The sequence below is a fragment of the Fibrobacter sp. UBA4309 genome, assembly GCF_002395745.1.
In the GTDB taxonomy this organism is placed as follows: Bacteria; Fibrobacterota; Fibrobacteria; order Fibrobacterales; family Fibrobacteraceae; genus Fibrobacter.
Window position 1 is genome coordinate 109,341 of sequence record NZ_DGUN01000049.1, and the last position, 25,177, is coordinate 134,517.

22 protein-coding genes and 1 tRNA gene are annotated in these 25,177 nt (G+C 54.1%); 8 read left to right on the plus strand and 15 right to left on the minus strand.

Going from position 1 to position 25,177, the window contains the following annotated elements:
* Window positions 1–56 precede the first annotated feature (56 nt).
* From B3M32_RS06565 to B3M32_RS06625, 13 genes are all read right to left on the minus strand, one after another.
* Window positions 57–2,609, minus strand: coding sequence for an ATP-dependent Clp protease ATP-binding subunit (locus tag B3M32_RS06565; protein WP_290744426.1), 2,553 nt, complete (start codon window positions 2,607–2,609; stop codon window positions 57–59).
* A gap of 536 nt (window positions 2,610–3,145) precedes the next feature.
* A complete protein-coding gene (locus B3M32_RS06570; protein WP_290744428.1) occupies window positions 3,146–4,534 on the minus strand; it encodes a TldD/PmbA family protein in 1,389 nt (462 codons plus the stop codon).
* Entirely contained in the window at window positions 4,535–5,326 is a 792-nt protein-coding gene (gene hisF, locus B3M32_RS06575; protein WP_290744430.1) for an imidazole glycerol phosphate synthase subunit HisF, read from the minus strand. It lies immediately after the preceding gene.
* Window positions 5,327–5,390: 64 nt separating this feature from the next.
* Window positions 5,391–5,714 (minus strand): thioredoxin, encoded by a 324-nt coding sequence (gene trxA, locus B3M32_RS06580; protein ID WP_290744432.1) that lies wholly within the window; start codon window positions 5,712–5,714, stop codon window positions 5,391–5,393.
* Between the two features lie 34 nt (window positions 5,715–5,748).
* Window positions 5,749–6,450, minus strand: a complete 702-nt coding sequence (locus B3M32_RS06585; RefSeq protein WP_290744434.1) for a hypothetical protein — start codon at window positions 6,448–6,450, stop codon at window positions 5,749–5,751.
* A gap of 31 nt (window positions 6,451–6,481) precedes the next feature.
* A complete protein-coding gene (locus B3M32_RS06590; protein WP_290744436.1) occupies window positions 6,482–8,128 on the minus strand; it encodes a PCMD domain-containing protein in 1,647 nt (548 codons plus the stop codon).
* Window positions 8,129–8,137: 9 nt separating this feature from the next.
* Window positions 8,138–8,902, minus strand: a complete 765-nt coding sequence (locus B3M32_RS06595; RefSeq protein ID WP_290744438.1) for a hypothetical protein — start codon at window positions 8,900–8,902, stop codon at window positions 8,138–8,140.
* Window positions 8,903–9,005: 103 nt separating this feature from the next.
* Complete coding sequence (locus tag B3M32_RS06600; protein ID WP_290744440.1) at window positions 9,006–10,907, minus strand: FISUMP domain-containing protein; 1,902 nt, start codon at window positions 10,905–10,907, stop codon at window positions 9,006–9,008.
* A gap of 18 nt (window positions 10,908–10,925) precedes the next feature.
* Window positions 10,926–12,515, minus strand: coding sequence for a hypothetical protein (locus tag B3M32_RS06605; RefSeq protein ID WP_290744442.1), 1,590 nt, complete (start codon window positions 12,513–12,515; stop codon window positions 10,926–10,928).
* Window positions 12,516–12,596: 81 nt separating this feature from the next.
* The gene (locus tag B3M32_RS06610) at window positions 12,597–13,361 is read right to left on the minus strand and encodes an RNA methyltransferase (RefSeq protein ID WP_290744444.1); all 765 of its coding nucleotides are present in this window, start codon (window positions 13,359–13,361) and stop codon (window positions 12,597–12,599) included.
* Window positions 13,362–13,419: 58 nt separating this feature from the next.
* Window positions 13,420–13,490, minus strand: a tRNA-Gln gene (locus tag B3M32_RS06615).
* A 54-nt stretch (window positions 13,491–13,544) separates the two neighbouring features.
* Window positions 13,545–14,963: a carboxypeptidase regulatory-like domain-containing protein gene (locus tag B3M32_RS06620; protein ID WP_290744445.1), complete on the minus strand. Its 1,419-nt coding sequence runs from the start codon at window positions 14,961–14,963 to the stop codon at window positions 13,545–13,547.
* A complete protein-coding gene (locus tag B3M32_RS06625) occupies window positions 14,960–15,817 on the minus strand; it encodes a TIGR02147 family protein (protein ID WP_290744446.1) in 858 nt (285 codons plus the stop codon). Before B3M32_RS06625 ends, B3M32_RS06620 begins: the two co-directional genes overlap by 4 nt.
* 273 nt (window positions 15,818–16,090) lie before the next feature.
* On the opposite strand from B3M32_RS06625, the gene B3M32_RS06630 reads away from it, so the two are divergent.
* The 3 genes from B3M32_RS06630 to B3M32_RS06640 all read left to right on the plus strand — a co-directional run bounded on the left by B3M32_RS06630 (window position 16,091) and on the right by B3M32_RS06640 (window position 18,183).
* A complete protein-coding gene (locus B3M32_RS06630; RefSeq protein ID WP_290744447.1) occupies window positions 16,091–16,879 on the plus strand; it encodes an alpha/beta hydrolase in 789 nt (262 codons plus the stop codon).
* A gap of 174 nt (window positions 16,880–17,053) precedes the next feature.
* On the plus strand, window positions 17,054–17,737 hold the full coding sequence (locus B3M32_RS06635) for a hypothetical protein (protein ID WP_290744448.1): 684 nt from the start codon (window positions 17,054–17,056) through the stop codon (window positions 17,735–17,737).
* A gap of 14 nt (window positions 17,738–17,751) precedes the next feature.
* Window positions 17,752–18,183, plus strand: a complete 432-nt coding sequence (locus B3M32_RS06640; protein WP_290744449.1) for a hypothetical protein — start codon at window positions 17,752–17,754, stop codon at window positions 18,181–18,183.
* Window positions 18,184–18,186: 3 nt separating this feature from the next.
* On the opposite strand, the gene B3M32_RS06645 is transcribed toward B3M32_RS06640, so the two are convergent.
* Complete coding sequence (locus B3M32_RS06645) at window positions 18,187–18,906, minus strand: UDP-2,3-diacylglucosamine diphosphatase (protein ID WP_290744450.1); 720 nt, start codon at window positions 18,904–18,906, stop codon at window positions 18,187–18,189.
* Between the two features lie 45 nt (window positions 18,907–18,951).
* Between B3M32_RS06645 and B3M32_RS06650 the strand changes: the two genes are divergently transcribed.
* From B3M32_RS06650 to lnt, 3 genes are read left to right on the plus strand one after another with little or no spacing between them, the layout of a single operon-like run.
* Window positions 18,952–19,515 carry a hypothetical protein gene (locus B3M32_RS06650; RefSeq protein ID WP_290744451.1) on the plus strand — a complete coding sequence of 188 codons (564 nt, stop codon included), beginning with the start codon at window positions 18,952–18,954 and terminating at the stop codon, window positions 19,513–19,515.
* 36 nt (window positions 19,516–19,551) lie between these two features.
* Window positions 19,552–20,235: a 16S rRNA (cytidine(1402)-2'-O)-methyltransferase gene (gene rsmI / locus B3M32_RS06655; RefSeq protein ID WP_290744452.1), complete on the plus strand. Its 684-nt coding sequence runs from the start codon at window positions 19,552–19,554 to the stop codon at window positions 20,233–20,235.
* Between the two features lie 44 nt (window positions 20,236–20,279).
* A complete protein-coding gene (lnt, locus tag B3M32_RS06660) occupies window positions 20,280–22,184 on the plus strand; it encodes an apolipoprotein N-acyltransferase (RefSeq protein WP_290744453.1) in 1,905 nt (634 codons plus the stop codon).
* Here the strand turns inward: lnt and B3M32_RS06665 are convergent.
* On the minus strand, window positions 22,176–22,814 hold the full coding sequence (locus B3M32_RS06665; protein WP_290744454.1) for an alpha/beta hydrolase: 639 nt from the start codon (window positions 22,812–22,814) through the stop codon (window positions 22,176–22,178). The genes lnt and B3M32_RS06665 overlap by 9 nt on opposite strands.
* A 181-nt stretch (window positions 22,815–22,995) precedes the next feature.
* On the opposite strand from B3M32_RS06665, the gene B3M32_RS06670 reads away from it, so the two are divergent.
* Together B3M32_RS06670 and B3M32_RS06675 are read left to right on the plus strand one after the other, a co-directional pair.
* A complete protein-coding gene (locus B3M32_RS06670) occupies window positions 22,996–23,955 on the plus strand; it encodes a hypothetical protein (protein WP_290744455.1) in 960 nt (319 codons plus the stop codon).
* A 32-nt stretch (window positions 23,956–23,987) separates the two neighbouring features.
* The gene (locus B3M32_RS06675; RefSeq protein WP_290744456.1) at window positions 23,988–25,172 is read left to right on the plus strand and encodes a hypothetical protein; all 1,185 of its coding nucleotides are present in this window, start codon (window positions 23,988–23,990) and stop codon (window positions 25,170–25,172) included.
* The last annotated feature ends 5 nt before the right edge of the window (window positions 25,173–25,177 follow it).

Below are 25,177 nucleotides of genomic sequence, written 5' to 3' on the forward strand. Positions count from 1 at the left end.
GCTCCAGTTTTCGCTGGGGCGGGTCTTTTTGTTAGGAGGAAGGATGATTGGAGAAATTACTTCACTGTGAACGCGGTTCCATCGTAGTCGATGACCACGGGCTTTGCGGCACTCACGGTACCGGCGAGAATTGCGTGGCTCAGCGGGCGTTCCACGTTCCTTTCCAGGTAACGCTGGATCGGCCGCGCGCCGAATTCCGGCTGGTAAGCGCCGTCGGCAATGGCATCGAGCGCCTTGTCGGTCAGGGTCAGTTGCAAATCCTGACGGGCGGCGCGTTCGGCGAGTCCCTTGAATTTGAGCCTTACGATGTCCCTGATTTGCGGCTTTGTGAGGCTCTGGAATACCAGCACTTCATCCAGACGGTTCAGGAATTCCGGCCTGAAGAAGCTGCGGAGCTCCGGCTCGATTTCCTTCAGGGTCACGGGCTTTGCATCACCCGCGCGGTTCTGGAAGTGAGCGGCACCCAGGTTCGACGTCATGAGAATCAAGGTGTTCTTGAAGTTCACGGTACGGCCCTTGCCATCGGTCAGACGACCGTCGTCAAGCACCTGCAACAGCGTGTTGAATACGTCGGGGTGAGCCTTCTCGATTTCGTCCAGCAGAATCACGCAGTACGGATGTGTACGCACGGCTTCGGTCAGCTGGCCGCCTTCTTCGTAGCCCACGTATCCCGGAGGCGCACCGATCAAGCGGCTCACGCTATGCTTTTCCATGTATTCACTCATGTCGATACGCACCAGCGCGTTCTCGTCGTCAAACAGTTCCACGGCAAGCGCCTTCGCCAGTTCCGTCTTGCCCACACCCGTCGGGCCCAGGAACAAGAAGCTGCCAATCGGCGCATTCTCGCGGCTTAAACCACTACGGTTACGCAAGATTGCTTCGGAAACCGCTTCCACGGCCTCGTCCTGACCAATCACGCGGGCATGCAGGCGTTCGTCCAAGTGCAACAACTTTGCCTTTTCGCCTTCGCAAAGCTTGGTCACCGGAATTCCGGTCCAGCGGCTCACCACAAGGGCGATGGTTTCTTCCGTCACCTCTTCGCTCAAGTCGCCGTCGCCTGCGGACTTCTTGATTTCTTCCGTCTTCGCGGCGATTTCCTTTTCCAAGTTCACAATCTTGTTGTACTTGAGTTCGGCGGCGCGGTTCAAATCGTAGCGGGCTTCCGCCTGCTCCATCTCGTCCTTCGCCTGCTGCAAGGACTTCTTGAGGCCCTGCAACTCGGCATTCTTCGCGCGCCTCTCCTGCCAACGGTCCTGCATCAGCTTGACTGCGGCATCCGTCGTCGCAAGCTCTTCACGGAGTTCTTTCAGGCGCTTTACGCTAGTGTCGTCGGTTTCCTTCGCCAAGGCCTGCTCCTCGATTTTCATCTGGAGTTCCTTACGCTGCAAGGTATCGAGCGCTTCCGGCACGGTATCCATCTGCGTCTTCACAAGGCTAGCCGCCTCGTCAATCAGGTCAATGGCCTTGTCCGGCAAGAAACGGTCACTGATGTAGCGGTTCGAAAGTTTCACCGCCGCCACAAGCGCGTTGTCGTGCAGACGCACGCCATGGTGCGCATCAAAACCATCCTTGATGCCACGGAGAATGGAGATAGATTCCTCTTCGCTCGGTTCGTCAACCTGCACAGGCTGGAAACGGCGTTCCAAGGCGGAATCCTTCTCAATGTACTTGCGGTATTCCTGCGTGGTCGTCGCACCGATGCAGTGCAGCTCACCACGGGCGAGCTTCGGCTTGAGCATGTTGCCCAAGTCCATGGAGCCCTCGGTCTTACCCGCACCCACGATGGTGTGGATTTCATCGATGAACAAAAGCGTATTGCCGTCTTCTTCAAGTGCGTCCAGCACCGCTTTCAGACGTTCTTCAAAATCGCCGCGGTACTTTGCGCCCGCCATCAAGGCCGACAAATCCAGTGCGAACAACTTCTTGCCCTTCAAAGCGTCAGGCACGTCGCCGCGGTAAATACGCTCGGCAAGGCCTTCCACAATGGCGGTCTTACCCACGCCAGGTTCACCGACCAGGCACGGATTGTTTTTCGTCTTACGGCTCAGAATCAAGATGACACGGCGGATTTCCTCTTCACGGCCAATCACCGGCGAAAGCTTGCCGTCGGCAGCCATTTCCACGAGTTCACGGCCGTAGAGTTTCAGCGGAGACTGTTCCTCGGCATTGGCGGCACCCGCAAACGGGTCCGACAGCCACGTTTCCACGACTTCCACGCTGCCCAGCGCGTCTTCAAAAACCTTCGCAAGGCCACGGTCACCCGAGAACTTCATCAAAGCCACGAGCATATCGCCCGGGGTCACCATGCGGTTCACCTGACGCGCCGCCTGCACCGAGGCACGCAAGATACGGTTCAAGTCGTTATCGGGTTCCACGTCGGGGTTCACGCCCTCCATGCGCGGAATCTTCTGCACAAACGGCTCCAGCTTGCCGCGGAGCTCATTCGTCTTCGCACCTTTGGACTTGTAGAGTTTCTTCAAGGTGGCATCCGGGCCTTCTACCAGGCCCACCGCCAAGTGCGCCGCACCCAGGTAGGAATGCGAGCAACGGTCGCGCAGGCTCTGCGCCTTCGCCAAAACTTTTTCTGCATCGTTATTGAAATCGGACATAGTTGCCTCTTTTTTATTTTTACCGCTTTCCAGATGCAAAACCCGTGCCAAGGGCCTCGCTCGGCAAAAAACGCCCCAAACACCGTAAAAACGGCAATTTCCGCCAACAACAGCAAAAAACGTCGCATTTTTCAGCGGCATTTTTTCAAAATAAGACGTGCGGGTGTTTAATTCCGCATAAGTAAAGGTATATTCAGAAAGTAGGTCTTAAAGGGGCTCTTTATGAGCAGAGGTAAAACGCAGACACGGGCACGAGCGTGCTTCGCCGCCACATTGTAAACTTTTCTCAACAATCCGCAGTAAAAGGCCTCCTGCGCAGCCCATTTTCCCTCAAAAAAACGGCATTTTCTGTGTTTTTTAGGCAAGTAGCGCCGTTGTAAGTGTTGTAAACCTTTACAATGGAAATTGTCCGTACTACTCTCGCAGTACATATTTAGAATCTATCTTATAGACAAATCCAAACATCCCATACACCAACAACGGCATCTCCTCGCGGGGTGCCGTTGTTTTTTTTGTTTTTGTGAATGGATTGGAGGCTACCGCCCACCGACCAATATCTGGTCTACCTTGATGCTCGGCTGGCCAACCGTCACGGGAATATGGCCCGAACTGGCACCGCAGACACCTGCAGCCTGTTCAAAGTCGGTGCCAACCATGCTAATACGCGGCATAATTTCGTGGCCCTTTCCGATCAACGTAGCTCCGCGGACAGGTTCGCAAATCTTGCCGTTGCGGATAACATAACCTTCATCGACCGCGAAGTTGAATTCGCCCGTCGCCGGGTTCACCGAACCGCCCGCCATGCGTGCCGCATAGAGGCCGTTATCGACGCTCGCGATCATGGAATCGAGCGAATCTTTGCCCGGAGCAATAAAGGTATTGCGCATACGGCTCACGGGGGCGTACTTGTAGCTTTCACGGCGGGCACTTCCCGTACGGGCAATCCCCACTTCGGCAGCACCCACGCGGTCGCTCATATACGTCTTCAAGATGCCATTTTCAATCAAGACGGTGCGCTGCGTGGGCATTCCCTCGTCATCGTACTTGAGGCTCCCCCACACGCCGTCCATCGTGCCGTCGTCAATCGCCGTAAGGCAGGGCTGGCCAATCGCCTCGCCAATCTTGCCGCAGAACGGGCTTGCCCCGCGCCGTACGGATTCCGTTTCGAGCGGATGCCCGCAGGCTTCATGGAATATCACGCCACCAAAGCCGTTGCCCATCACCACGGGCATCTGGCCGCCCTGAATGTATCCTGCATCGAGCATGCGCAACACGCGTTCGGCGCATTCCGTCGCAAGATTTTCGGGCGAATAGTTCGAAAGCAATTCATAACCGCCCAAGGCACCGGGAGCCTCATGTGTCGTCAGACGCTCGGAGCCATCCGTCGCGGTAACGTTCACGTTGACGCGGAGGCGACCGCGCGTCATTTCCAGATGGAGTCCCTCGCTGTTCATGAGCGTAATCGCAGAACAGGAGTCCGTAACGCTCGCGCCCACCTGAGCAATCTTCGGGGAAAGCGCGCGGGCGGCCTTGTCGGCACGGAACAGAAAATCCTGCTTTATAGCCTGTCCCAAGACGCGCGGGTCCTTGTAGGCAGCCGCATTGAAATCGCAAATACGCTTCTCGGGAGCGAATTCGAACGGAGCGGCGTTCTTCGACGCCCCCGCTATACGCCCGAAGGCGAGCGTCCGCACCAGCTTAACTAGTGCTTCTTCGCTATCGTCGCTCGTGAAACCGTAAAGGACCTCGGTACCGTAAAGCAGGCGGACACCGATGCCGTATTCCGTCCCCGCAGTCGCCATTTCAATCTGCCTGTCTTTCAGTCCCAAGCAGGAGCTGCGGGTTTCTTCTTCAAAGATTTCTACAAAGTCCGCACCGGCACTGCGGCCCGCCTCGAAGATCTTTACGGCAACATCCTGATTCACCTAGACCTCGCCGTTCATCTTCTTGCGCACGGGGATTCCTGCCGCAAGCATTTCACCCTTGATACCGGGTACCGTATAGTCCCCGAAATGCACCATCGAGGCGACCAGCGCCGCATCGGCAGATGTCTTGCGGAACAGGTCGGCAATATGGGCAGGCGTGCCTGCACCTCCGCTTGCGATTACGGGCACCTGCACCGCCTTCGCAATCATGTCGGTAATTGTAAGTTCGTAACCGTTCTTTACGCCATCCGTATCGATAGAGTTGAGGCAAATTTCACCGACTCCCAGGTCTTCGGCCTTCTTGGCCCATTCCACGGCATCGATACCCATAGCCTGTCTGCCGCCACGAATAAAGACCTCGTAGCCACTGGGAATCTTTTCGGAAACGCCGACAAACTTCGCATCCATGCCGAGCACCACGCACTGCCGTCCAAAAGCCTTCGCACCGTCGGCGATGATTTCGGGATGCAACACGGCGAGGCTGTTCACGCTCACCTTCTCGGCACCGGCCAACAGGGCCTCGTGCATATCGTCAAGATTGCGAATTCCACCACCTACCGCAAACGGAATAAACACCCGCTTCGCTATCTGGCGGATCATTTCCATGTCGCAGGGGCGGTTTTCGGCACTGGCAGTAATGTCATAAAAAACCAATTCGTCGACACCGTCGGCACTGTACTGAGCCCCCATTTCCACAGGGTCGCCAATATCGATATTGCCCTTGAACTTGACGCCCTTCGTGACCTTGCGGTCACGGACGTCAAGACAGACTATCAAACGTTTAGTCAACATACAAAAACAGGTCTGGATTCTTCACTACGCAACTACGCTGCGCCGTTCAAGATGACGCTACAGGTTACAGGTTGCGGTCGATAACGGCCTTGACCGTCGCCTTGGGTACGGCACCCACCACGTTACCGACTTCAACACCGTTCTTGAAAAGCTTCATGTTCGGGATGTTCGTAATACCAAAACGGGCACAAATATCCTTTGCACCATCGGCATCCACGTCCATCTTGGCAATGATGGCTTTACCTTCGTATTCATCGGCAAGTTCGTCGATAATCGGGCCCATCATCATGCACGGACGGCACCAAGTTGCCCAGAAGTCAACGAAAACCAACTGACCGGAGCCAATCGCCTTATCAAAATTTTCTGCAGTCAAGTGAATTGCTGGCATAGAAATCTCCTCTTCAGAGTCCAATATAGCAATTTTAGAAGGCGTAGCCCATCGAGAAACTACCCGTCACGCCCGATCCGACAGACGTAACCTCCTCTGCGTCCTCACGATTTTCGCCTTTCAGGGAAATCGTGGTATAGGCAAAACCTATATCGCTGGACATCGTAAAATGGCCACTGACAATCTTGTAGCCGACAACCGCGCCGCCACCGAAAAGATTTGCAGAGACCTTCACATCGTCGTCGGGATCAGCGCTATACGTGTAATCCAGGCTGACATGCTCAAAAATGAACTGCGGTTCAACATACAGGCCCTGGTGATGTGCGCTGAAATAGTAGCGAACGCCTTCCGTTACACCCATGTCGAACAGGGAAACCTCTTCCTTTCCACCGTTACCGTAATTCCTGTCGGTACTCCAGAACATCAATGTCGGGCGGGTAACGATTGCGAAAATGGGGCCGATGCAGCCTTCAATCGTCAGGTTGATGGTCGGGATGTCCAAGAGGGCCCACCAGAAGAACATGCTGATAGGATGGAACGACACGAAGAAAATCGGGTCGGAGCTCGGCACTTCGTTGATATTCACGACAGGCGTTTCCGGAGCGGGAGCGCCCGATGTGTACTCGGAGACATCCTCGTACTGGGTTTCTTCGGACGGCGCCGGAGCGTAGGTTTCATCCTGGGCAAGGCTGAAGGCAGCCATCGCCAATGCAAATACGATGCTTTTTTTCAACATACGGTTTCCTTGGTGTGTGGTGCGCTCAAATCTAGTAAATCAGGCGCATGTCATCAACAACCAAGAGAGCTCCCTTGACCCCTTCGTAGAAGTTGCCCGCAGCGCTGCTGGCCATAACGACGCGGATATGCGTCACCGCATCCGAGCCGTCCCCTTCTACCAGGGAATTGTCGATAGCGGTTTTCTGGCTGGACCGAAGCGAAGTGGCGAAAACAGAGGAATTCTCGATAGGCGAGCCTTCCAGCGGAGCCCCGTAAGCGAATTTCAGGCGGACCGTACGCATGCCATTGGCATCCTTGTCCGAAACATAGACGACATCAGGATTGTCGCGGCCCGTGTTGTCGCCGGTCGTCGAGCGATACCAGGTGGAGGCTACAAGCGTATTCACGTCCGCCGCCTTGCGCGAGACGTTATTATCGCCAGTGCGGTTCTCGAGCAAAATGTACAAGTCGCAGCTGTCGCCCTTGCCTTCGTACGAAAATCTGAACTCCACATATTCAGGACGGGCACCGAACCGCTTCCCGAAGCCAATAAGTTCGTTACCATCGGGCCATGTATTCGAACTCGCCATCGAAAGAGTACCGACTCCGTTGGGATTGAAAACGGCCGTATAGGCGCTGCCACTTGCCACCTTGCCCAGCAACTCGTTCGTTTCCATTCTTATCCCGACGACGCCTCCCGACGAGTACTTTTTCGTCGTCGTAAGGATCGTGTTCGCATTGTCCCAAATCGAATCGGGCATCATGTCGTCACCCTTCCAACTGTCGAAGTCGGACCCAGGGAGCTGATAGCCGGCCTTGACCGTATAGACGCGTTCGGAGCCACCGGACTTCACCGTCACCTTCCTGTTGCCGCTAAAGTCATAGCGTTCCCCGACTTCGATATCGCATTCCGCCCCATCAGAAAGTTCCATGTCCGTCACCTCCAGGTCCGTAAGGTCCACACGGAAACCGAGCGAATCCACATGGAAATGGTAAGTATACCCATCTCCATCCTCGACACTGTCCAGAACAGCGGCAACCCCCGCTATTTCAATTGATTTCAATACAGGGAGCTCGCCACCGGACGAACTGCTTTTTTCGCCGCCCTCGCCGGAACTGGACTTTTCGGAAGAAGCGGATTCCGTCTTTCCGGACGAACTGGATGTCGCCTTGTCGGAACTCGATTTGGGCGACTCGCTGGAGCCCGACGTTTTTGAAGAACTGGAACTCTTCGAAGAAGGCTTTACTGCCGGCGAAGAGAATTCCACCATCCAGATGCTGGGTTCGCCGCTTTCAGAAACGACGACCACGTACACGACACCGTCTTCGGGAATACGGATTCTGTCCCCTTCTTCCAGTTCCTTTTTGGAATACGCCACCTTGTGCGCCAGGGAATCTATAGAGGCGGAATCCGTCGGGAATTCGTCGACATCGTCCTCGACCAGGTACAGCGAAGCCAGGTGACTCATATTCACAGAGTCTATGGTCACAAACTCCCATGACGACTTGTCACCGGAAGGTTCCTTCAACGAGACCTTGATACGGTGTTCGTCCGAATAGACGCTCACGGAACTGCTCTGCTCCGAAAACACGATATCGTTCAAGCTGTTGTAATCCGATTCCCCGAAGGTATCGTAATCAGCCGTACAGGCGGCAAGGGCAATGGTCAAGGCGAAACAAAGCTTCAGATATTTCATACCTGCCCCCTAGAAAAAGTAGACCAAGGAAAAGTCCAACGCCAAGAGATTTATCGTGAAGTTCACGATATTGTACATAAATTCACTATGGGTTTCGCCATTCTCTTCCACTTCCATGATACTCGTACTTAAGCCGAGCAGGCCGACCGATGTTTCAAACGCAAAGCGGTTCAGCACCATGATGCACAGACCGGGATTGAGGCCCACATCGATAGACCATTTCCGGTTCCGGGTCTTGTCCATATCTTCGCCATCGTCCGACTGCGAAATGCCGTAGGAATACTCTACCCCGATGGACGTCTCGTTAAAGAAATATATGGTCCGCGTATCGAACACCTTCAGATAGTTCTTGAGGAACGGGCGAACAAAAAAGCCGTTACTCACGTACTTGCGGTGTTCCGAATGGTCCATCAAGTCTTCCAACAACGAAAACTCTATGTCGAACCAGGTCCGGGAATAACCGGTGTGCATACCCAGGGCCATGGCATCCCGTATAAAGTAACCACCAAAAATCTCCGCGGTAAAAGTGTAACCCTCTCCCTCGTATATATCGCCGATGAGGATATTGAGGGCATCCCCATCCGTAGTCCCCTGAATCAGCGAAAGCGTAGCTCCGCCAAATATCCTCCTCTTCGCAATAGCCTCGTCCGGAGAAACAGGATAAAGGGTTTCCAAAAGTCCGCCACTCTTTTTTGACGATTCGTTCTGCACAGGCTTTTCCTGAGCCATGGCCGACAAACAGAGGACCAGCAAAGAAAGTAAAATCTTACGCATACCTTCAATTTACATCGTCAGGCCCGTTTTCGCAACAACAAAAAAGCTCCCTATGCGGAAAAACACAGAAAGCAGGCGTTTTTACGGAAAAAAACTCTTTTTTTTAGGGCGTTGCAGGAGACGAGACCGGTTCCATAAAAGAGGAACTTGATTCAACAGAAGTGCTCGATTCCACGGAAGAGCCCTTTCCCACGACAGTATCCGGGGTCACGTCCTTCAAGGCAACGCAGCGGACGCCATATCCCGACGACTTGGCGTAAGTCTGACTTTCGATGGACTGATACCTGTAATAATACTCGTAAGCGCCTTTGGCATTTTGCTCTGTCGACGTCCAGAAACGGCTGATTGCATCGTAACTCCAGAATCCCATCCACTCACCCGTCGGATTCGGGAAAAATGCCGAGACCCCTTCTATGGTGTTTTTCAGGTTGCTCCAGTCACGCCCCCTCGGCAAGCCCCATCCTTCCGGGCAGGCTCCCTGGACAATCAAATCGTTCGGATTGCAGATATGATCCGCACAGACGGCATCGTTCATTGCCGCAGCATAGCTGTACAGGGCGCCCTGCAAGCTGTCGCAACCATTCTTGCAGAACGCTTCAACGGCCAACGGGTATTCCTCATTGCCGACAAAACCGAGGTTGTCGAGCATCCATACATGGTCCCCTATCTGAACCACGCGATACGCCTTGCCGTCACGCTTGTCGGTAACGGCATTGTTGTCGCCGTTCTCGATAATCTTTGTCACGGGCAAATCCTTTATGCCCTCCACCGAATACATTTCCTCTGACGAAGAACTCGGCATCATGGATGACGACGATTCGACAGAAGACGAAGACCGCATTGACGACGAAGAATACGACGAGGACGATATTTCGGAAGACGAACTCGCCGTCACGGAAGAACTCGACGCCACAGAAGAACTCGACTTTACTGTAGCACTCTCAATCACGCTTTCCAGCAAAACACAGCGGACTCCATATCCCATCGACTTGCTGTACGGCTGGTTACTGATGACATAGTTGTAATAAAACTCGTATGCACCGTCGGCATTCGCCTCCGTAGACGTCCAGAAACGGCTGATGTCATCGTCTTTCCAGTCACGCCCCCATTCTCCAGTCGGGTTCGCGAAAAAGGCCGAGGTGTCCTTCAGGTGTTCTTTCAGGTAGTTCCATTCACGGGTTGTCGGCAGGGCCCAGCCCTCAGGACAGGCGCCCTGGACAAGCGAGTCCCTCGAGTTGCACCGTTGGTTTGCACACTTGTCATTGTTCATCGCCGCGGCATACGTGTACAAGACACCCTGCAGTCCATCGCAGTCGTCCTTGCAGAACGTTTCTCCGGCCAGGGGATAATCCTTATTGCCCACAAAGGCTAGATTGTCGAGCATCCATACCTGGGCGCCCACCTGCACAACGCGGTACACGTTGCCATCGCGCGAATCCGTAAACTTAGAAGACGAAATTTTCACCGAAGACGAAGATTTCGCCGAAGAAGACGACATTCCAGAAGACGATTTTCCGGAAGAAGACGATTTCGCCCCGAATGCCGGATATCCCTTCATGTTCTGGTATTTGTTGAATTTCTCGCACTGTTCGTTCAAGTCTTCCAAGATGGCATCCATAACGTTCGAAGCGCCCTTGGCATCCGACACCAATGTATAAGTCAATCCCGTCTTGTCGCACGAGAACGATCCCGGCTCGTAGTCGTAATCCCTTTCGGCGGCATTATCACAAATGGAATCTACATCCAGCTTATAATTCTTATAAAAAGTTTCGGTCAACGTCGCATAAACTTTTTCCCCGTCGTAATCCACCTTGATTTTCGCCTTGATTTCATCCGGAGCAAGCATGTTCAGCTCCGCAGTCGACGAAGTATGCTTGACGCGGCAATACGCCTCGGTTTCGGCATCGAAGCCCGACGAGGAATCGTCTCCGCAAGAACAAAGAAGCGCGACAAACAACGGAGTGTACAGCACGCCCCTTACAAGACTAATTCTGCAACCAATCATATCATAACCTCAATATTTTTAAAACGCCAATATAATGCCGGCAGTAAGGAGGCCCACGCCCAGTGCGCCTAGGCCCGCCGCAACAATTCCCTTGACATCGCCTTTCTTGTTCAGGTCGTGATTGTCCCGAACCATCTTTTTGGTATCTTCGCTAGCAAAGGCACTCTTTTCGTAAGCCTTTTTCTTGTCGGCAGCATCGCTCCAGTTGCGTTCGGCAAGGAACCACATGACACCGCCGGCCACGAAAGGCACTATAGAGCCCCACAGAAGCCCTCTACCTATACGCCGCTGGCTACGTTCCTTGTTGAAGGCGTTCTGCTGTTCGATGAATTCAAGGTCATCCAGAACCGGGGTCATCTCGACGTTGACAATATTCGGCATGTACGCCTTGATTTCTGTCGTAATAGTCGTATCGCGGTAACCGACCTTGCGGAAATACAGGTTCACGCTCGGTTTCGGCTTGATGTTATCGACGACCACGTCCGTCATGTAGTGCGGGAAAATATTCTCGGTAGGCTGCTCGTCGATAAACACTTCTACGGCTTCCGGGTCCGTATTGAGCGTAAGTCTCGTAGACGGACGCTGTACCGGGATTTCGACCTTGTTGAGACTGTCCGCATTGATTTTCACTACGGCAGAACCCCACCATTCAACGTCCTTCAAGACCTGCATCACCGCAATGGTGTACTTGCCCGGGCGGATATTCTTGATGGTATCCGGGGCGAGCTGTTTCAGCGGAACTCCATTGACAAAGAGGGAACATGCCGCCGGATTCGAAACAACGAGCAGGTTGGCCTTTCCGGGAGGATACAAATCCATCTTCTTTTCTTCCTTGACAATCACCGGAACGACGTAGTTAGACAGCGAAAGGTCGATCATCACGTTGTCTTCGAGATTGAACAGCCTTTTCAGATTCAGTCGGTAGATCTTGATAAACGGATTCGCGTTCGCCGCCTCGATACTATCCTGGATTTCACGCTGACGGATTTCTTCTTCGACCTTCGCGATTTCGGCATGCTTCAAGCGGACATCTTCTTTTTCAAGGGCCGTCTCGAAGTCATCGGCAGCGTCCTCCGCCAGCTGTTCGGCCGCTTCACGGGCTGCCCTGGCGGAATCGCTTTCACCGGCCATGGATTCCTTCACGGCATCGGTCATGATGATTTCGGCAGTATCCTTCTTGATTTCGACTTCTTCTTCGTCTTCCTCTTCTTCGACTTCCTGGCCGTTACTGGCCTGCAGTGCATTATTCGCCTTTTCCTGGAGCTTTTCGAACAGTTTCTGTTCGGCTTCGTTCGGAGCCTTCAGGTACACCGTATCCTTCTCGATTTTCACAAAAATCGCTTCCAGTTCCACGGAGTCCCCTTCGACCCAGTAACGCACGGGGACTTCCCGGGACTTGGGCGCGGAACTGGACGAACTGGCCGCGACAACCGCTTCGGCAGAAGAGCTGGATTCCGGAGTAGCCACCTGGGCAGAGTCCTGGGCGGGCTCCGACTGAACCTGTTCAGTCTGCTGGGGAACCGTTTCCGGGGCATCGCCCCACTCGTCTTGAGCCCAGACTCCCGCAACAACTACAGAGAAGAATAAGGGAAAAATTCGCATAGACATACTATAAAGATATATAAAAAATGCCGATAGGGTTAGCAGAAAGCGCCATCCTGCAGTCCAGGAAAGGCGGCGAAAATTCAGCTATTCGGCAGATTTCTTGAGACGGGCGCAGAATATCGGACCCCGCCCTGCCGCACGGTCCGGCAAGATATGTACGCCGCATTCGGTACGGTCGGCGCCCTCGGGAATCTCCGTGATTTCGTCAAGACGCATCGCGGGGCGTTTCTTGAGGATTTTCTTCACGACATCGTCGTTTTCTAACGGCGAGAGGGCGCACGTGCTGTATACAAGAGTGCCTCCAGGGACAAGCGCATCTGCCGCAGACGCCAGGAGCGCGCCCTGTTCCACCGAGAGGCGCTTTACGCGCTTCGCCGACCACACTTCCAGATGCGACGGAGAATTCAGCACGTGCCTGTCCGAAGAGCACGGAGCGTCCAGCAATATCTTGTCGAAGCTCTCCTTGCGGTGCAGCCCGAATTTCATGCCGTCGTAGCCCGTCACGTTGATAACGGAACGCCACCGCTCCGGCAGGGAATTCTCGATAACGTGCTGCAAGCGGAGCCTCCGGTCCGGGGAACGGTCATTGCTCTGCAGAGACCCCTCACCCTTCAGCTTGGACGCGATCACCAGGGTCTTTCCGCCAGGCGCGGCACACATGTCGAGCACGCGATCCCCCGGACTCACCCCGAGGGACTCCGCCGCAAAAACCGACGCCTCGTCCAGAAAATAGGGTTCCTGGACTTCGCCAAACCGGAGTTCCGTCGCGCAGCCATCGCCCTTCAGCGATTCGAGCAAAGCCGGCCAGCGTTCGCCGAACAACTTGGAGAAATAGTCAAAGAATTCCATAATCGCACTTTTTTCCGTCAAAACTAGAAATCCCCTGCCGATAGACAGGGGATTTTCGTTGAGCTACCAGGATTCGAACCTAGACAAACAGAGTCAGAATCTGTTGTGCTACCGTTACACCATAGCTCAGTGTGGGCACAATTTTAGAAAAACTATCAAAATTGTGCAAGGGGTAACCCCGAATTATTTTGAAGAATTCGGCACTGTAGGGGGTGTATAGGTCATCCACTGCTGGTCCAGGGACTCATCTTCAGGCAGCTGCACGTGGGTTATCGTCACGTAGTCATCCAAGTCCGTTTCAGCCTCCTGGAGCATCGAAATCACCTTTGTATCGCCAGAATAGAGCACGATGTCCTGTGTCCCGTGCGGCAATTCTTCCATTTCGAGCATATTGCAGGTCAGGCCACGGATAAAGTGGGCCGTACCCTTGATACCGATGACAACGCTGTTCGCACCACAGTTGTTGGACTGGTTCGTATCGCGCTTATCGATGACCAGGGTAACACCGCTAAGCAAGCCCGAAGGCCTGGCGAGAGTGGTCTTGCCGATATTGAGGGTGTCCTTGACCTTCATGACCTCGGAAGCCTTCACGTAGCGGCTGAGACCCGCCTCGGAAACGGTAGAATCCTTGTTCAAACGGCGGAACTCGACGCGGAAACTGTCGAAAGGCACTTCTTCCGGAACCGGCAGATTCCAGTAGCCCATGCTGTCCGTAACCGTCTGGGCCACAAAGCCCGTCTCGTCGCCTTGGACAAAGCCAAATCCGTACAGGTCCGTAATCAGCTGGACCTCGACGCCCTGGCATTCCTTGCCGGACTTGCAATAGACCCTGCCAGAAATACGTCCCTTCTCGTCTTCGCGCTGTTTTTCCTTGATCAGGGAATCCGCCTTGACATAGGGGCTCCAGATAAACGGACCGGCCACCAAGGTATCTCCCGACTTGACAGCGGAATTCATCTTCCAGCTACGGAAAATCAGGGAATCCTCGACGCCAGTCTCCTGGAGCTTCGCGATAATCTGCGGGTCGCCCGGGCAGAACGTGAATTCCCACGTTCCGGCAGGAATCAGCATGAAGAAGGAATCCGCCACAAAGACGCTCTTGGAGAACGGAGTACCGGGCATGAGGACCTTGAAATGGGAGCCAACCGACACCGGCAGTTCACTGGATTCTTCGTAGTACAGGACTCCCGTAAACACGGCGGCCTTCTCGAGATTGATCTTCTCGATCTTTTCGGAGCCGGCAGTCGTCTTCGGCAAGTAGGAAATTTCCTGACGGCCGGTATCGATGACGGCAAGCTGGAACGTGTCGGCGAGGGCGCTATCGAAAGCGAACTGTCCCTTGGAGTCCGTCACGGTTTCGACAAACTGGGGTTCCTGTACGGTATCGCCTTCTTCGACTATAGCGGCCATGCGGACCGTAGCGCCCGAGGCAAACCTACCGTCGGAAAGGGCGACAGTGCCCGAAACCTCGCGGGCAAGTGCAATCGTGTTCCCGGTATCGGTAACGGTACCGGCAAAGTTATCGGAAGAATCGGAGCAAGCGGAAAGGATTGCCACGGCCAAGACAGCCGGTACGCCCAGAACCTTAGAAATCTTATTCATCGGTCGTCCTCCTTATCCATATCCACCGGCAAGCTGGTCTTTTCCTTGCTCAGCGGGAAGAACTGGATGTTCATCTCGCAGACCATGGACTCGCCTTCGTCAGAACGGACGATATCCACGATTTCCTTGCGGAAAAGGTCTATCTTGCTGATAATACGTTCCAACCCCTGTGCCGAAACGCTCATCGTCATGCAGGAAACATTCCTGCGTTCGGTGCTGTAGTGGTCCAGCGCCCCCTTGCCCAAGTCCATCATCTGCTTCTGGAACTGGTGGACAAACAGCGGAGCAATCTCGTTTCCGTTCGTAATGGCCTTGTTCACCGAGCGGTAGAAACCGTCTTCGGCGAGTTCGATCAGGCCAAGGCTGAGCAACAGCTGGATAGCCTGCTTTGCCTGCGGGAGCGTTATCTTCGGATTCAGGAACAAAGCCAGTTCCTGGATATTCTTGTCATTGATGTTCAAGACGGCCAGAGCTTCGCGCACCACCACGTAATACCACTTGCTGTAGTATTCCTGCTGGTTCTTGGTGATAGTCTTGATGGTTCTCGGCAGGAGGGCCGACATTTGGTCAAAGATCTGCTGCTTGGAAGCAGCCGTGGTCGCATGCGTAAAGTCCACCATCAAGGTGAAGTAGCGTCCTTCACGTTCATTGAGGCCGAGCGCCGCTATGAACTTGGGCAACATCTGCGGAGTGAGCGACTTGCGCCCGCGTATCAAGTCAAGGTAAAAACCCGACGAGGAGTACCCCGCCTTCTTCGCAAAGGACCTGTAGGAAAAATAGCGTTGGACAGACTTACGGTAGTCGTAATAGTCCTGCAGGTATTTTCTGTAGTTGTAATATGCGTATACGTTCATCGCATTTAAAAATAATTCTTTCTTTTTTTGGGAACAACCCCCAAACAAGGAAAAATTAAGGTAAATCTTTGTAAGTGTGATTTTTAGCGGAATTTGGGAACATCGGGAGAACACTTTAACGAAGAACAGCAAAAAAAATGTACCCTTTCGCGTTTTTTTTGTCTAACTTTAGGGAACACCCAATCCCATCCCTTGGACTTCCGGTTGTACTCCACCGGAAGTCCTTTTTTTTACAAAAAACTGGCCATTCCATTTTCTATATTGGGGGCGGTTATGAAGGTTAGGCAATCCGTAAAGAATCTCGGTTTTCGTATTTTGCGCCTTGTCGGCGGGTTGCTTGTCATCTATGTGAGCATGGTTTTCTACCTCGCCCTGACCGAAAGGCAAAACGCCTACCCGCGAGCCATTACCCATAAAGAGGCCCAAGACGCCATCCAGGGCAAGGCCAAACCGCTTTCCTGCACCCTCGAAGACGGCATCACCCTGGAAGGCTGGGCCATCGGCAACGCCGAAGACCCCGTACTGCTTTACTACCCCGACGCCAACGAGGACGCGGCGCAGTTCCTCGCCGAAGTCCAGGGCCTGCCCGGCCTGGACCTCGTCTCGTTCAATTTACGCGGTAGCGGCAACAACAAGGGGACCCCCTCCACAGACAACTTTATACCGGACGCCCGCCAGATTGCCGAATGCGCAGGGCAACTCAACGGCAACAAGCCCAAATTCCTCGCAGGACGCGGGACAGGCGCCATTCTGGCCGCGGAACAGTACGGCGAAAACCAGTCCCTGGTCCTTATCGACCCGTTTCTGAGCATTGCCGACGCCATTTCCGAAAAATACCGGATTTTGTACCCCAAATTCCTCGTCCGGGCCAAGGAAAAGATCCCCGAAAGCTCCATAAACCACCATCCGAAAGGGGTTTTTCTGCTCTTTGACAGCCTCCGCTCCCGTGACCGAAATCACAACGCAGAGGTAAAATTTCCGCACATTTGGAAACGAAATCGTTACAATTCGACCCTCCGGGAAAGCCTAGAAAAAATAGTCCTCCAAGCGCAAACCCAATAAAATCAAGCCCTAGACAAGATAAGGTAGTTAATTTATGTGTAAAATAGAGATTCAAACAAGAGAGTTGGGCGTTGTGATGCTGTAAACATTTTTTTTCTTACAAAGTTGCAATTTGTTTTTTTATTTGTTACTTTATTTCCAAAACATCAAACAAACAAATAATCCGAGGTGTATATGGAAAAATTCACAATCAAGATGGACATCCGCGGCTTCATCCGCTTCAACGAGGAAGTTGCCAAAGAATTGAAGCTCGACAAGAATCCGTTCGCGGATATCGAAATCGACAAGGAAGGCAAGCGCATCGCCGTGACGCCCTGCAAGACCATCAAAACGACGTCTTTCAGGTTCATGCCCAACGGTACCGGCTACCTTCTGTACTTCAAGGGTGCCATGAACGCCGTAGGTTTCAAGGTCGCTACCGGAGCCTACACCATGACCAAGGAAGGCGGCAGGTACGTCTTCACGGGCAAGGCTCCCGCCAAGAAGAAAGGGTCGTGGGAACTCATCGCCTGCCGTAACTCCGCAGGCATCCCGATGCTGTCCATCGATAGCCGCGGTACCATCATTTTCGACAAGCGCAGCTGCACTGCCGTCGAAACCGCCAAGAACGACACGATGATCGCGGAATACGACACCGCCAAGAAGACCTTCAAGCTGACCTTCAGCAAGAAGGGGTTCATCAACGTCCGTACCATTGCCAGCCACGCCAACGCCTCCTTCATGGGCACGCTTTCCTCCCACGGGATAGCACTTCCGAAGAAGAGTTTCCGCACCGCTTGCAAAATCGACGGAAAAGTTATTACCTTTAGTGTAGCCCAGCTCGTCGCCGAGCAGAAGGCCACAAAGAAGTCTAAATAAACTAAAGGCTAAAGATGATTGAAGTTTTCAAAGTTTTCTACCCTACCCACTACAACTTTGCAGCACTTTCCATCCTGCTCGTCCTCCTCTTGATTTTTCTCCTTTCCAAGAAGAACTACAAGTGGAGCATCGGAGTGGCGGTCGTACTGATCGTGTTTAACGTCTTCATCTACAACCGCACCGAAGGCAAGGTCTGGACCATTGTCATCGAACCCGAGGAAACCGGCGATGCCTACAACAAGCCGCAACCGCAGGAATTTTCCTTCTCCGTTCACAAGAACTGGAAGGTTACCGACGAAAAGGGCAAGGAACACCACTGGTGCTGGGTAGAAAACTACTGGCAGAAGTTCGCCGGCCTCGACCTCGTCAGCGCTATCTGGGGCGAAAACTCCAGCAAGAAGATGATGCAGGCGACCGAAAAGCGCGCCGGTGCCGACGTTCAGTAATCTTTAGATATTAAGCAATTCGATTCCGCCGTTTTCCATCCGGAGAACGGCGGGATTTTTTATCCACTCGCCCGGCGAGGCCACCACCCCGTTTTCCACGTTCCATACACCGCCAATATGGTGATGCCCGTGGACGCAGATGTCACAGTTTTTCGCTTTCAGGGCACGGTTGGCCCAAGCAAGGTATTCCTCGAGCTTGACGGGATGACATTCGCCGTACTTGCGGCTGTTGCGGCCGACAAAGCGGGCGATCCCCATGCCAATGTCCGGATGGATCTGGCGGAACAGCCAACGGTTCAGCGGCAAATCGAGCACGCGACGCAAGAAACGGTAGCCGCAATCCGATTTCGGGACTCCGTCGCCATGCCTGAAATACACGCGCTTGCCCTGCAATTCAAGGACCAGCTCCCTATGGACCCGCACCCCGAGCTGCTCCGGGAAAAAAGGTCCGTAGGCAAAGTCGTGATTTCCCTTGAGCAGATGCACCTGCACGCCCGAAGACACCAGTTCAGCCAAGGCGCGGAACAGCTGCATGTGTCCAGAAGAAACGTAATAGCGGTACTCGTACCAGAATTCGAACAAATCGCCCACAATGACCACATGGCTGGCCTTGCCCTTCCAGGATTCCAGAAGGCGGACAAGCTTCGTTTCCCTGTCGGGCACGCAGCCCGGAGGGTCAATGCCCAAATGGGCGTCACTGAGAAAATAAGCGGGCAAAGTCATCGTGAATAAGATAGTAATAACTAACTAATAACTATCTTTAAAACAATGAGTTATCGTACACACATTGGTTTACTTGGACTTCTTGGGGGAATTCTGTTCTTCGCCGGGTGCTCCATGAACCTTGCGAAATACGACCTGCAAGAATTCCCGAAGACCATCCCGTTCTTCGAACCCATCACCATTACCTACGCCGGCAACACGGTTCCCCTGGATGTGAACCTACAGAGAGCCTACTCGTTTGCCGTCGACACGACGAGCTACCCGATGGAGACCTGCCGCGGAGTCGCCAGCATCCAGGCAAGCGCCATCCAGGACGAATCGCCGGACTCCTGGAACATTGGGGCGGCATTTGTCCCCTTCTGGCCGGCACTTCCCGTAAAGGAGACCTGGCACTACAGCATGGACGTCCGCATTTTCTGCAACGGGACCCTCACGTTCAAGGCCACCTTCGAAGAAAGCGAACACGTCGACGCCTTCTGGTACGGCAAGATGCGCGCCGACCTCGTAAACGAAGCCTCGCAAGAGATGCACCGCAAGCTCATGGAACGCATCCGGTTCGAGACAGGCCTGGGACGCGCCGCCGACCTCAACTCCGCGCAGGATTACTGACAAGCGTTTAACACCCAGTTCCAAGAACCCGCCAAAATGCATACACTATACATAGTCGCAACCCCTATCGGCAACATGGAAGACATCACCTACCGTGCTGTCCGCATCCTCAAGGAAGTCCCGCTCGTGCTGGCCGAGGACACCCGCCATAGCCGAATCCTTTTCGACGCCTACGGGATTACGACACCCATGGAAGCATACCACGACTTCAACAAGGAAAAGGTGACGCCCAAGTATGTGGAGTTCCTGAAAAACGAAGGGGACATCGCGCTCATCAGCGACGCAGGCACGCCCGGAATCGCCGACCCCGCTTTCAACCTGGTCCGTGAATGCGTACGCGAAGGAATCGATGTCCGCGCCGTTCCCGGCTGCTGCGCCATGATTACCGCCCTCGTCAGTTCCGGGATGCCGACCGACCACTTCACCTTCCAGTATTTTTCGCCCAAGAAGAGCGCCCAGCGCATCCACCTGCTCGAAAAGCTGAAAGACGAAGAAGCCACGCAGATTTTTTACGCCAGCCCGCACAACATCGACAAGTTCGTCGACGAGATTGGCCAGGTTTTCGGCGAGACGAAAATTGCCGTCATGCGGGAACTGACCAAGAAATTCGAAGAACACCTCGTAGGGACGCCGGCCGAAATCGCCGCCCATTTCAAGGCGCATCCGCCCAAGGGCGAATTCGTACTGATTTTCAACCCGCAAAACAAGAGCGGACTTTAATTAATGTGGGATGTGGAATGAGAGATTTTCTGTTTAAAATTATAATGCAACTTAAAGCGCTCCCGAAGATTTACTGGATTTGTTTTGCGACAATCCTGGTTGCCGAGGTTATCGCGTTCGCCCTGCGTCCCGACGAACCCGGCCTGTACATACTGAATTACCAGTACCTCCCGCTGGCCGCATTCGTCCCCTTCTTCATCGCGCGCTCTATCCGCCAAAACTTCAGGCGTTCCCTGTACACCTACAGCATCTTGCAGTTCCTGTTCCTCGCCATTGACTACCTGAGCCAAAGCCATGCCGGGCTTGTCCAAATAGCGCTCACGAGCATTCCCGTATTCATTTACTGGCTGGTCCTCTTCGCCATCTGGAACGCCAGGCATGTCCGCAGCGCCACGTCGCGCAGGGCGCTCCTGCTGAGCACCATCGCCTGGACTCTTTTCGGGTTCGCCTTCCCGCCATTCCCTCTCGGCCCGGCCACACTGCTGATTCTCGTCCCCTGGTTTATCGTCCTGAACCGCTATAGCCGCAGCGAGGCGATTTTCGCGACGTTCTGGTCGGGCATGGTCTACAACACCATCAACTACTACTGGATCTACAACGTGATGAACGTCGAGACGGCACCCTCCGGACTCATCTGTTTCGGCGTCCTCCTGCTTATCGCGTTCTTCAGCGCCTACGCTGTTTTTGCGGCATTCATTTACACCGTGGTCCGCGAAATCAAGATTGGAGGGCACAGGTGGCTGCTCATTCTCTACCCCCTGTTCTTTGCCGGGCTCGAAATGACGCGAACCCGCGGGGATTTCGCTTTTCCGTGGAGCCACCTGGGATACACTTTCGGCAGTAACCTCGAAGTGCTGCAGATGCTTTCCGTCATCGGCATTTTCGGCTACACATTCCTGATTATCGCATCGAACATGATTGTCGCCAAGGGAATCGAGCGGCCGGGCATACGCGCCAAATGGCCCGTACTGACTCCGCTGGTCATCCTCCTAGTCCTGCTCGTCCACGGCAACATCGTACTTTCCAGGGCAGACGCGCAGCCGTTCTATGGCAGCGATTCCCAGGAGGCCCCACAGATTGCGCTTATTCAGCCCAGCATCCAGCAGGGCGAAAAATGGAGCAAGGAACGCTACGACAGGATTATCACCAAGACGTTCGGAATGGTGAATGACAGCGTCCCCGAGAACACGGACATCATCATCCTGGCGGAGACTGCTATCCCCGACCACATCCGCCGCCAGCCCAAAACAATCCGCCAGCTGCACGGACTGGCCACCAGGCACCAGGCCAGCGTCATGACCGGGGCGCTCGACTACAAGAGGAACCCGGCGGGAAGCCTGCGCCGTTTCGACATCTACAACGCCTCGTTCCTGTTCACCCCCGACGATCCCGACCATTTCAAGCGCTACATCAAGAAGCACCTCGTCCCGTTCAGCGAACGCATCCCGTTCGACGACATCTTCCCCATCTTGAACTACGTGGACCTGGGCGAAGGCGACTTCGTGCCCGGCAAGGAGACCCCCGTTTACGGTCCGTTCAAGTGGACGCCGTTCATCTGCTACGATGCCATTTTCGGCGACCTCGTGCGCGAGGCCATCAACAAAGGCTCCCGCCTGATGGTAAACATCACGAACGACGGCTGGTTCGGGCGCAGTACCGCCCCCTACCAGCACCTGAACCTGGTCCGCTACCGCGCCATCGAAAACGGCATGCCCACCGCAAGACTCGCCAACAGCGGCATTACCGCTTTCATCGACCAGTACGGCCACATATCCGACAAGACGGAAATCTTCACCGACCGCGTCGTCGTGCGCAAGATGCAGCTCAAGACGCGCGATACGGTATACCAGCATATCGGAGACACGGTCGAAACCATCCTCCTCTGGTTCTTCGCCATTTACCTCTTGGCAATAATCCTGCTCTGGAAAAAATTCAGGACACTACAGTAACAGCATCGGCGGCCAGTGGCCGGCCTTGGGGCGTTCCTTGAAGGTGGCCCCGGGCAGGAACTCCTTGAGCTTTAGAGTCTGCAAAGGCGGAATAGCCTGGTCCATGCGGCCATAGTAGACCTGGATGTCTTCGCCATTGGCCAACGGTTCAGTTACTTTATTTGTAGCTAGATAGGTAATACCTTCGGCAAGGAGCGCCGGATCCATCTTCTTGGCGGCGCGGAACCAGTCGTCTTGCCATTCCCCGAATTCGTCGCTGAACTGTTCCATGAACGACTTGAGCGCCGGTTCTATCGTCGAGCGCATCTGGCGCGCCATGAACGTCAGGTTCTGTTCGGTCCAGTCACCGTCATCGTCGCAGAAGTCGGCAAACGGCGAAAGGAGAATCCACTTCTGTCCGGGCTTGCGGCCAGAGGCATTCTTCAGCAACGCCAGGGCACCCATGCCCCAGCCCACGACGGTACTTGCCGCCGACAGTCCCGGGAGCTTATACAGGTCCCCCAGATTCGGCACCATTTTTTCGTACGGGACAAAAGTATGACGAGCGGAAGAATCGACGTCGGTCAGGTCGTCTTCCCACAAAGCTAAATCAGAAGCCCAATCGGGCAGCCAAATCCACTTTTCACTCATACAACTTAATGCTCCAGTTCTTTTTCAACCATCGTTTTGGTATTTACCTACTTGAAAGATATATAGCCTTTTCAAAAAAATGCACTATAAATAAAAAAAAACACATTTTAGATTGGAACATGCATTTTATCGCATTTTTCGCTTGACTTTGCCGTAAGATTAAAATAACTTTACACTGAATATGAAATTTACTTTACCTCTCATAGCTGTAGCCCTTCTCATGGGGACAGCCTGTTCATCTAGTCCGAAATACGCCCCGGACCCGACCTTGACCAAGAACAAGGCCCATAAGGCGTATTCCGAGATGGACGAAGAAACGGGAACGCCGCATGTCAACCAGCGCGACGTCCGCAAAGGGGATCTTGACCGCAAATCGCAACTGCCCGGCCAGAACGCCACATCGGAAACCGTATCTACCCCCACCATCATGGTCATGCCCGCCAACAAGACCAATAATCCAATGTCCCACGCCATGATGGAAGCCATCAACGGCTACCTCACCAAGAAGAACTTCGAGGTGAAGTCGATGGAAGGCCAGGCCCAGCTCGACGACCTCATCAGGATGCAGAACGACATCGCCAATACCGAAGACGACATGTCGTACCTCGCCAGCCTCGCGCTCGGCGCCGACATCTACATCAAGTTCTCCGGCTCCTCGCAGGCGGACAACGTCGTTGTCGAAATAAGCGCCTATGAGACCTCCACTGCCCGCCTGCTCGGCAGCCAGACCGCCGAAGTCAAGAACAACGGGCACACGAACGAGACCAACCTGCGCGCCAACGCCCAGTCGGCCGCACGCAAGGCCATGCCCAACCTCGAAAAGAAAATCCTCAGCTACTGGAAAGCGGACATCGCCAAGGGCCTGCAGTACAAGGTCGTGATGAACCTGAACAAGGACTTCTCGGACGCCCAGGTCGAAGAACTCCAGGAAGCCCTCATCAAGGCAATGAAGCGTACCTTCAACGCCATTACCGTGAACGTGATGACCTCCAAGACCATCGACGTCACCATCCACGCCGACCCCGCACGGTTTGCCGATTCCCAAGAAGTCTATAGCCAGATTCGCAGCCTGCTCAAGACGCATGCCGAAACGAAGAAAATCAACATCACGAAGAAACTCATCTTAATGGAAATTCTCTAATGAAACGCGCCGCGATACTACTTGCATTCGTAATGGCACTGCCCGCATTCGCCGGCAGGGTCATTACGTATACCGCGTCGTCCGCCGTCTCGCAAGAAGACGCGAACAACGCGGCTATGGCGGGTATCGCCAAGCAAATAGTATCGCAGGTGGACTCCAAGCAGACGATGGTCAAGAAGGAGTCCGGCAAGAACGGCCAGAGCAAGCTGGACGAGACGTTCTTCTCGAGCAACAGCGTCAAGAGCAACATCAAGCTGAAAGGTGTCACGCTCGAAACGCTCAAGGCCGAGAAAGGCTTCATGGCCAAAGCTTCGCTCGATATCGACGAATTTACCGCCGACATCCAGTTCCGGATGAACCGCATCAAGGCCGATGTCCAGAAACTGGAAGCCGGCGCCCGCGACGCCATCAAGAAACGCCTTTACGGCCAGGCCGCCAACAACCTGCAATCCGCGCAGGACATGTTGCCGGAACACGAACGCCTGCTATGGCAGCTGAGCAAGATCTACCCGCTGAACGATTCGCACAGGCTCGTACACAACCTTCCGGAAGTCGAAACCATCCTCCTCGGCAAGCTCTCGGGAATCAAGCTTCGCGGCCCTGCCGAAACATTCGTGCTGACCAAGTCCGAAATGCCCGAATGGAGCGTCACCGTAAGCGACGAACAGGGACTCCTCCCCGGATTTCCGCTGACCGTGCGCCAGGGACGCCAGGTCCTTTCGGAAAAGCGTACCGGCGAAAACGGCAACGCCACATTCCTGCTACGCAAGGTAAACTTCGAAAGCGGACCATACTCGTTAACCGTCTTGCCCAACCTGCCGGCGGGAATCATGAAGGCTTCCGGCCTGGACCAGGGCATCGAGATTACTTACAAAGTGAAACTCGAACGCTGCGAAGTCCAGATGGAATGCAACCAGATAGCCAACCTTTGCAGCGCGCTGGAAAGTTCCCTGAACAAGAAATCCATCTTTACCACAAGCGCCAAGACCGCCCCGAAACTTTCCGTGAGCTTCTCGGCCCTCGAACGCAACACGCTCGATGTCGGAGGCAGCACGCTCAAGTCCTACGACATCGCCGTAGACGCCAAGGGAGAAAAAGTTTCTTTCCACAACGAAATCAAGGGCGTCGGCAAGAACGAACTGGACGCGACAATCAAGGCCGTCCAGAAAATGGATTTTTCCAGCCTGCAGAAGCAGCTGAAGACCTACTGCAAATAGCAATC

Coding starts and splice junctions, on each gene's coding strand:
- B3M32_RS06565 (WP_290744426.1), bottom strand. CDS start 2,609: ATGTCCGATTTCAATAACGATGCAGAAAAAGTTTTGGCGAAGGCGCAG.
- hisF (WP_290744430.1), bottom strand. CDS start 5,326: ATGTTGACTAAACGTTTGATAGTCTGTCTTGACGTCCGTGACCGCAAG.
- trxA (WP_290744432.1), bottom strand. CDS start 5,714: ATGCCAGCAATTCACTTGACTGCAGAAAATTTTGATAAGGCGATTGGC.
- B3M32_RS06585 (WP_290744434.1), bottom strand. CDS start 6,450: ATGTTGAAAAAAAGCATCGTATTTGCATTGGCGATGGCTGCCTTCAGC.
- B3M32_RS06590 (WP_290744436.1), bottom strand. CDS start 8,128: ATGAAATATCTGAAGCTTTGTTTCGCCTTGACCATTGCCCTTGCCGCC.
- B3M32_RS06595 (WP_290744438.1), bottom strand. CDS start 8,902: ATGCGTAAGATTTTACTTTCTTTGCTGGTCCTCTGTTTGTCGGCCATG.
- B3M32_RS06600 (WP_290744440.1), bottom strand. CDS start 10,907: ATGATTGGTTGCAGAATTAGTCTTGTAAGGGGCGTGCTGTACACTCCG.
- B3M32_RS06605 (WP_290744442.1), bottom strand. CDS start 12,515: ATGTCTATGCGAATTTTTCCCTTATTCTTCTCTGTAGTTGTTGCGGGA.
- B3M32_RS06610 (WP_290744444.1), bottom strand. CDS start 13,361: ATGGAATTCTTTGACTATTTCTCCAAGTTGTTCGGCGAACGCTGGCCG.
- B3M32_RS06620 (WP_290744445.1), bottom strand. CDS start 14,963: ATGAATAAGATTTCTAAGGTTCTGGGCGTACCGGCTGTCTTGGCCGTG.
- B3M32_RS06625 (WP_290744446.1), bottom strand. CDS start 15,817: ATGAACGTATACGCATATTACAACTACAGAAAATACCTGCAGGACTAT.
- B3M32_RS06630 (WP_290744447.1), top strand. CDS start 16,091: ATGAAGGTTAGGCAATCCGTAAAGAATCTCGGTTTTCGTATTTTGCGC.
- B3M32_RS06635 (WP_290744448.1), top strand. CDS start 17,054: ATGGAAAAATTCACAATCAAGATGGACATCCGCGGCTTCATCCGCTTC.
- B3M32_RS06640 (WP_290744449.1), top strand. CDS start 17,752: ATGATTGAAGTTTTCAAAGTTTTCTACCCTACCCACTACAACTTTGCA.
- B3M32_RS06645 (WP_290744450.1), bottom strand. CDS start 18,906: ATGACTTTGCCCGCTTATTTTCTCAGTGACGCCCATTTGGGCATTGAC.
- B3M32_RS06650 (WP_290744451.1), top strand. CDS start 18,952: ATGAGTTATCGTACACACATTGGTTTACTTGGACTTCTTGGGGGAATT.
- rsmI (WP_290744452.1), top strand. CDS start 19,552: ATGCATACACTATACATAGTCGCAACCCCTATCGGCAACATGGAAGAC.
- lnt (WP_290744453.1), top strand. CDS start 20,280: ATGCAACTTAAAGCGCTCCCGAAGATTTACTGGATTTGTTTTGCGACA.
- B3M32_RS06665 (WP_290744454.1), bottom strand. CDS start 22,814: ATGAGTGAAAAGTGGATTTGGCTGCCCGATTGGGCTTCTGATTTAGCT.
- B3M32_RS06670 (WP_290744455.1), top strand. CDS start 22,996: ATGAAATTTACTTTACCTCTCATAGCTGTAGCCCTTCTCATGGGGACA.
- B3M32_RS06675 (WP_290744456.1), top strand. CDS start 23,988: ATGGCACTGCCCGCATTCGCCGGCAGGGTCATTACGTATACCGCGTCG.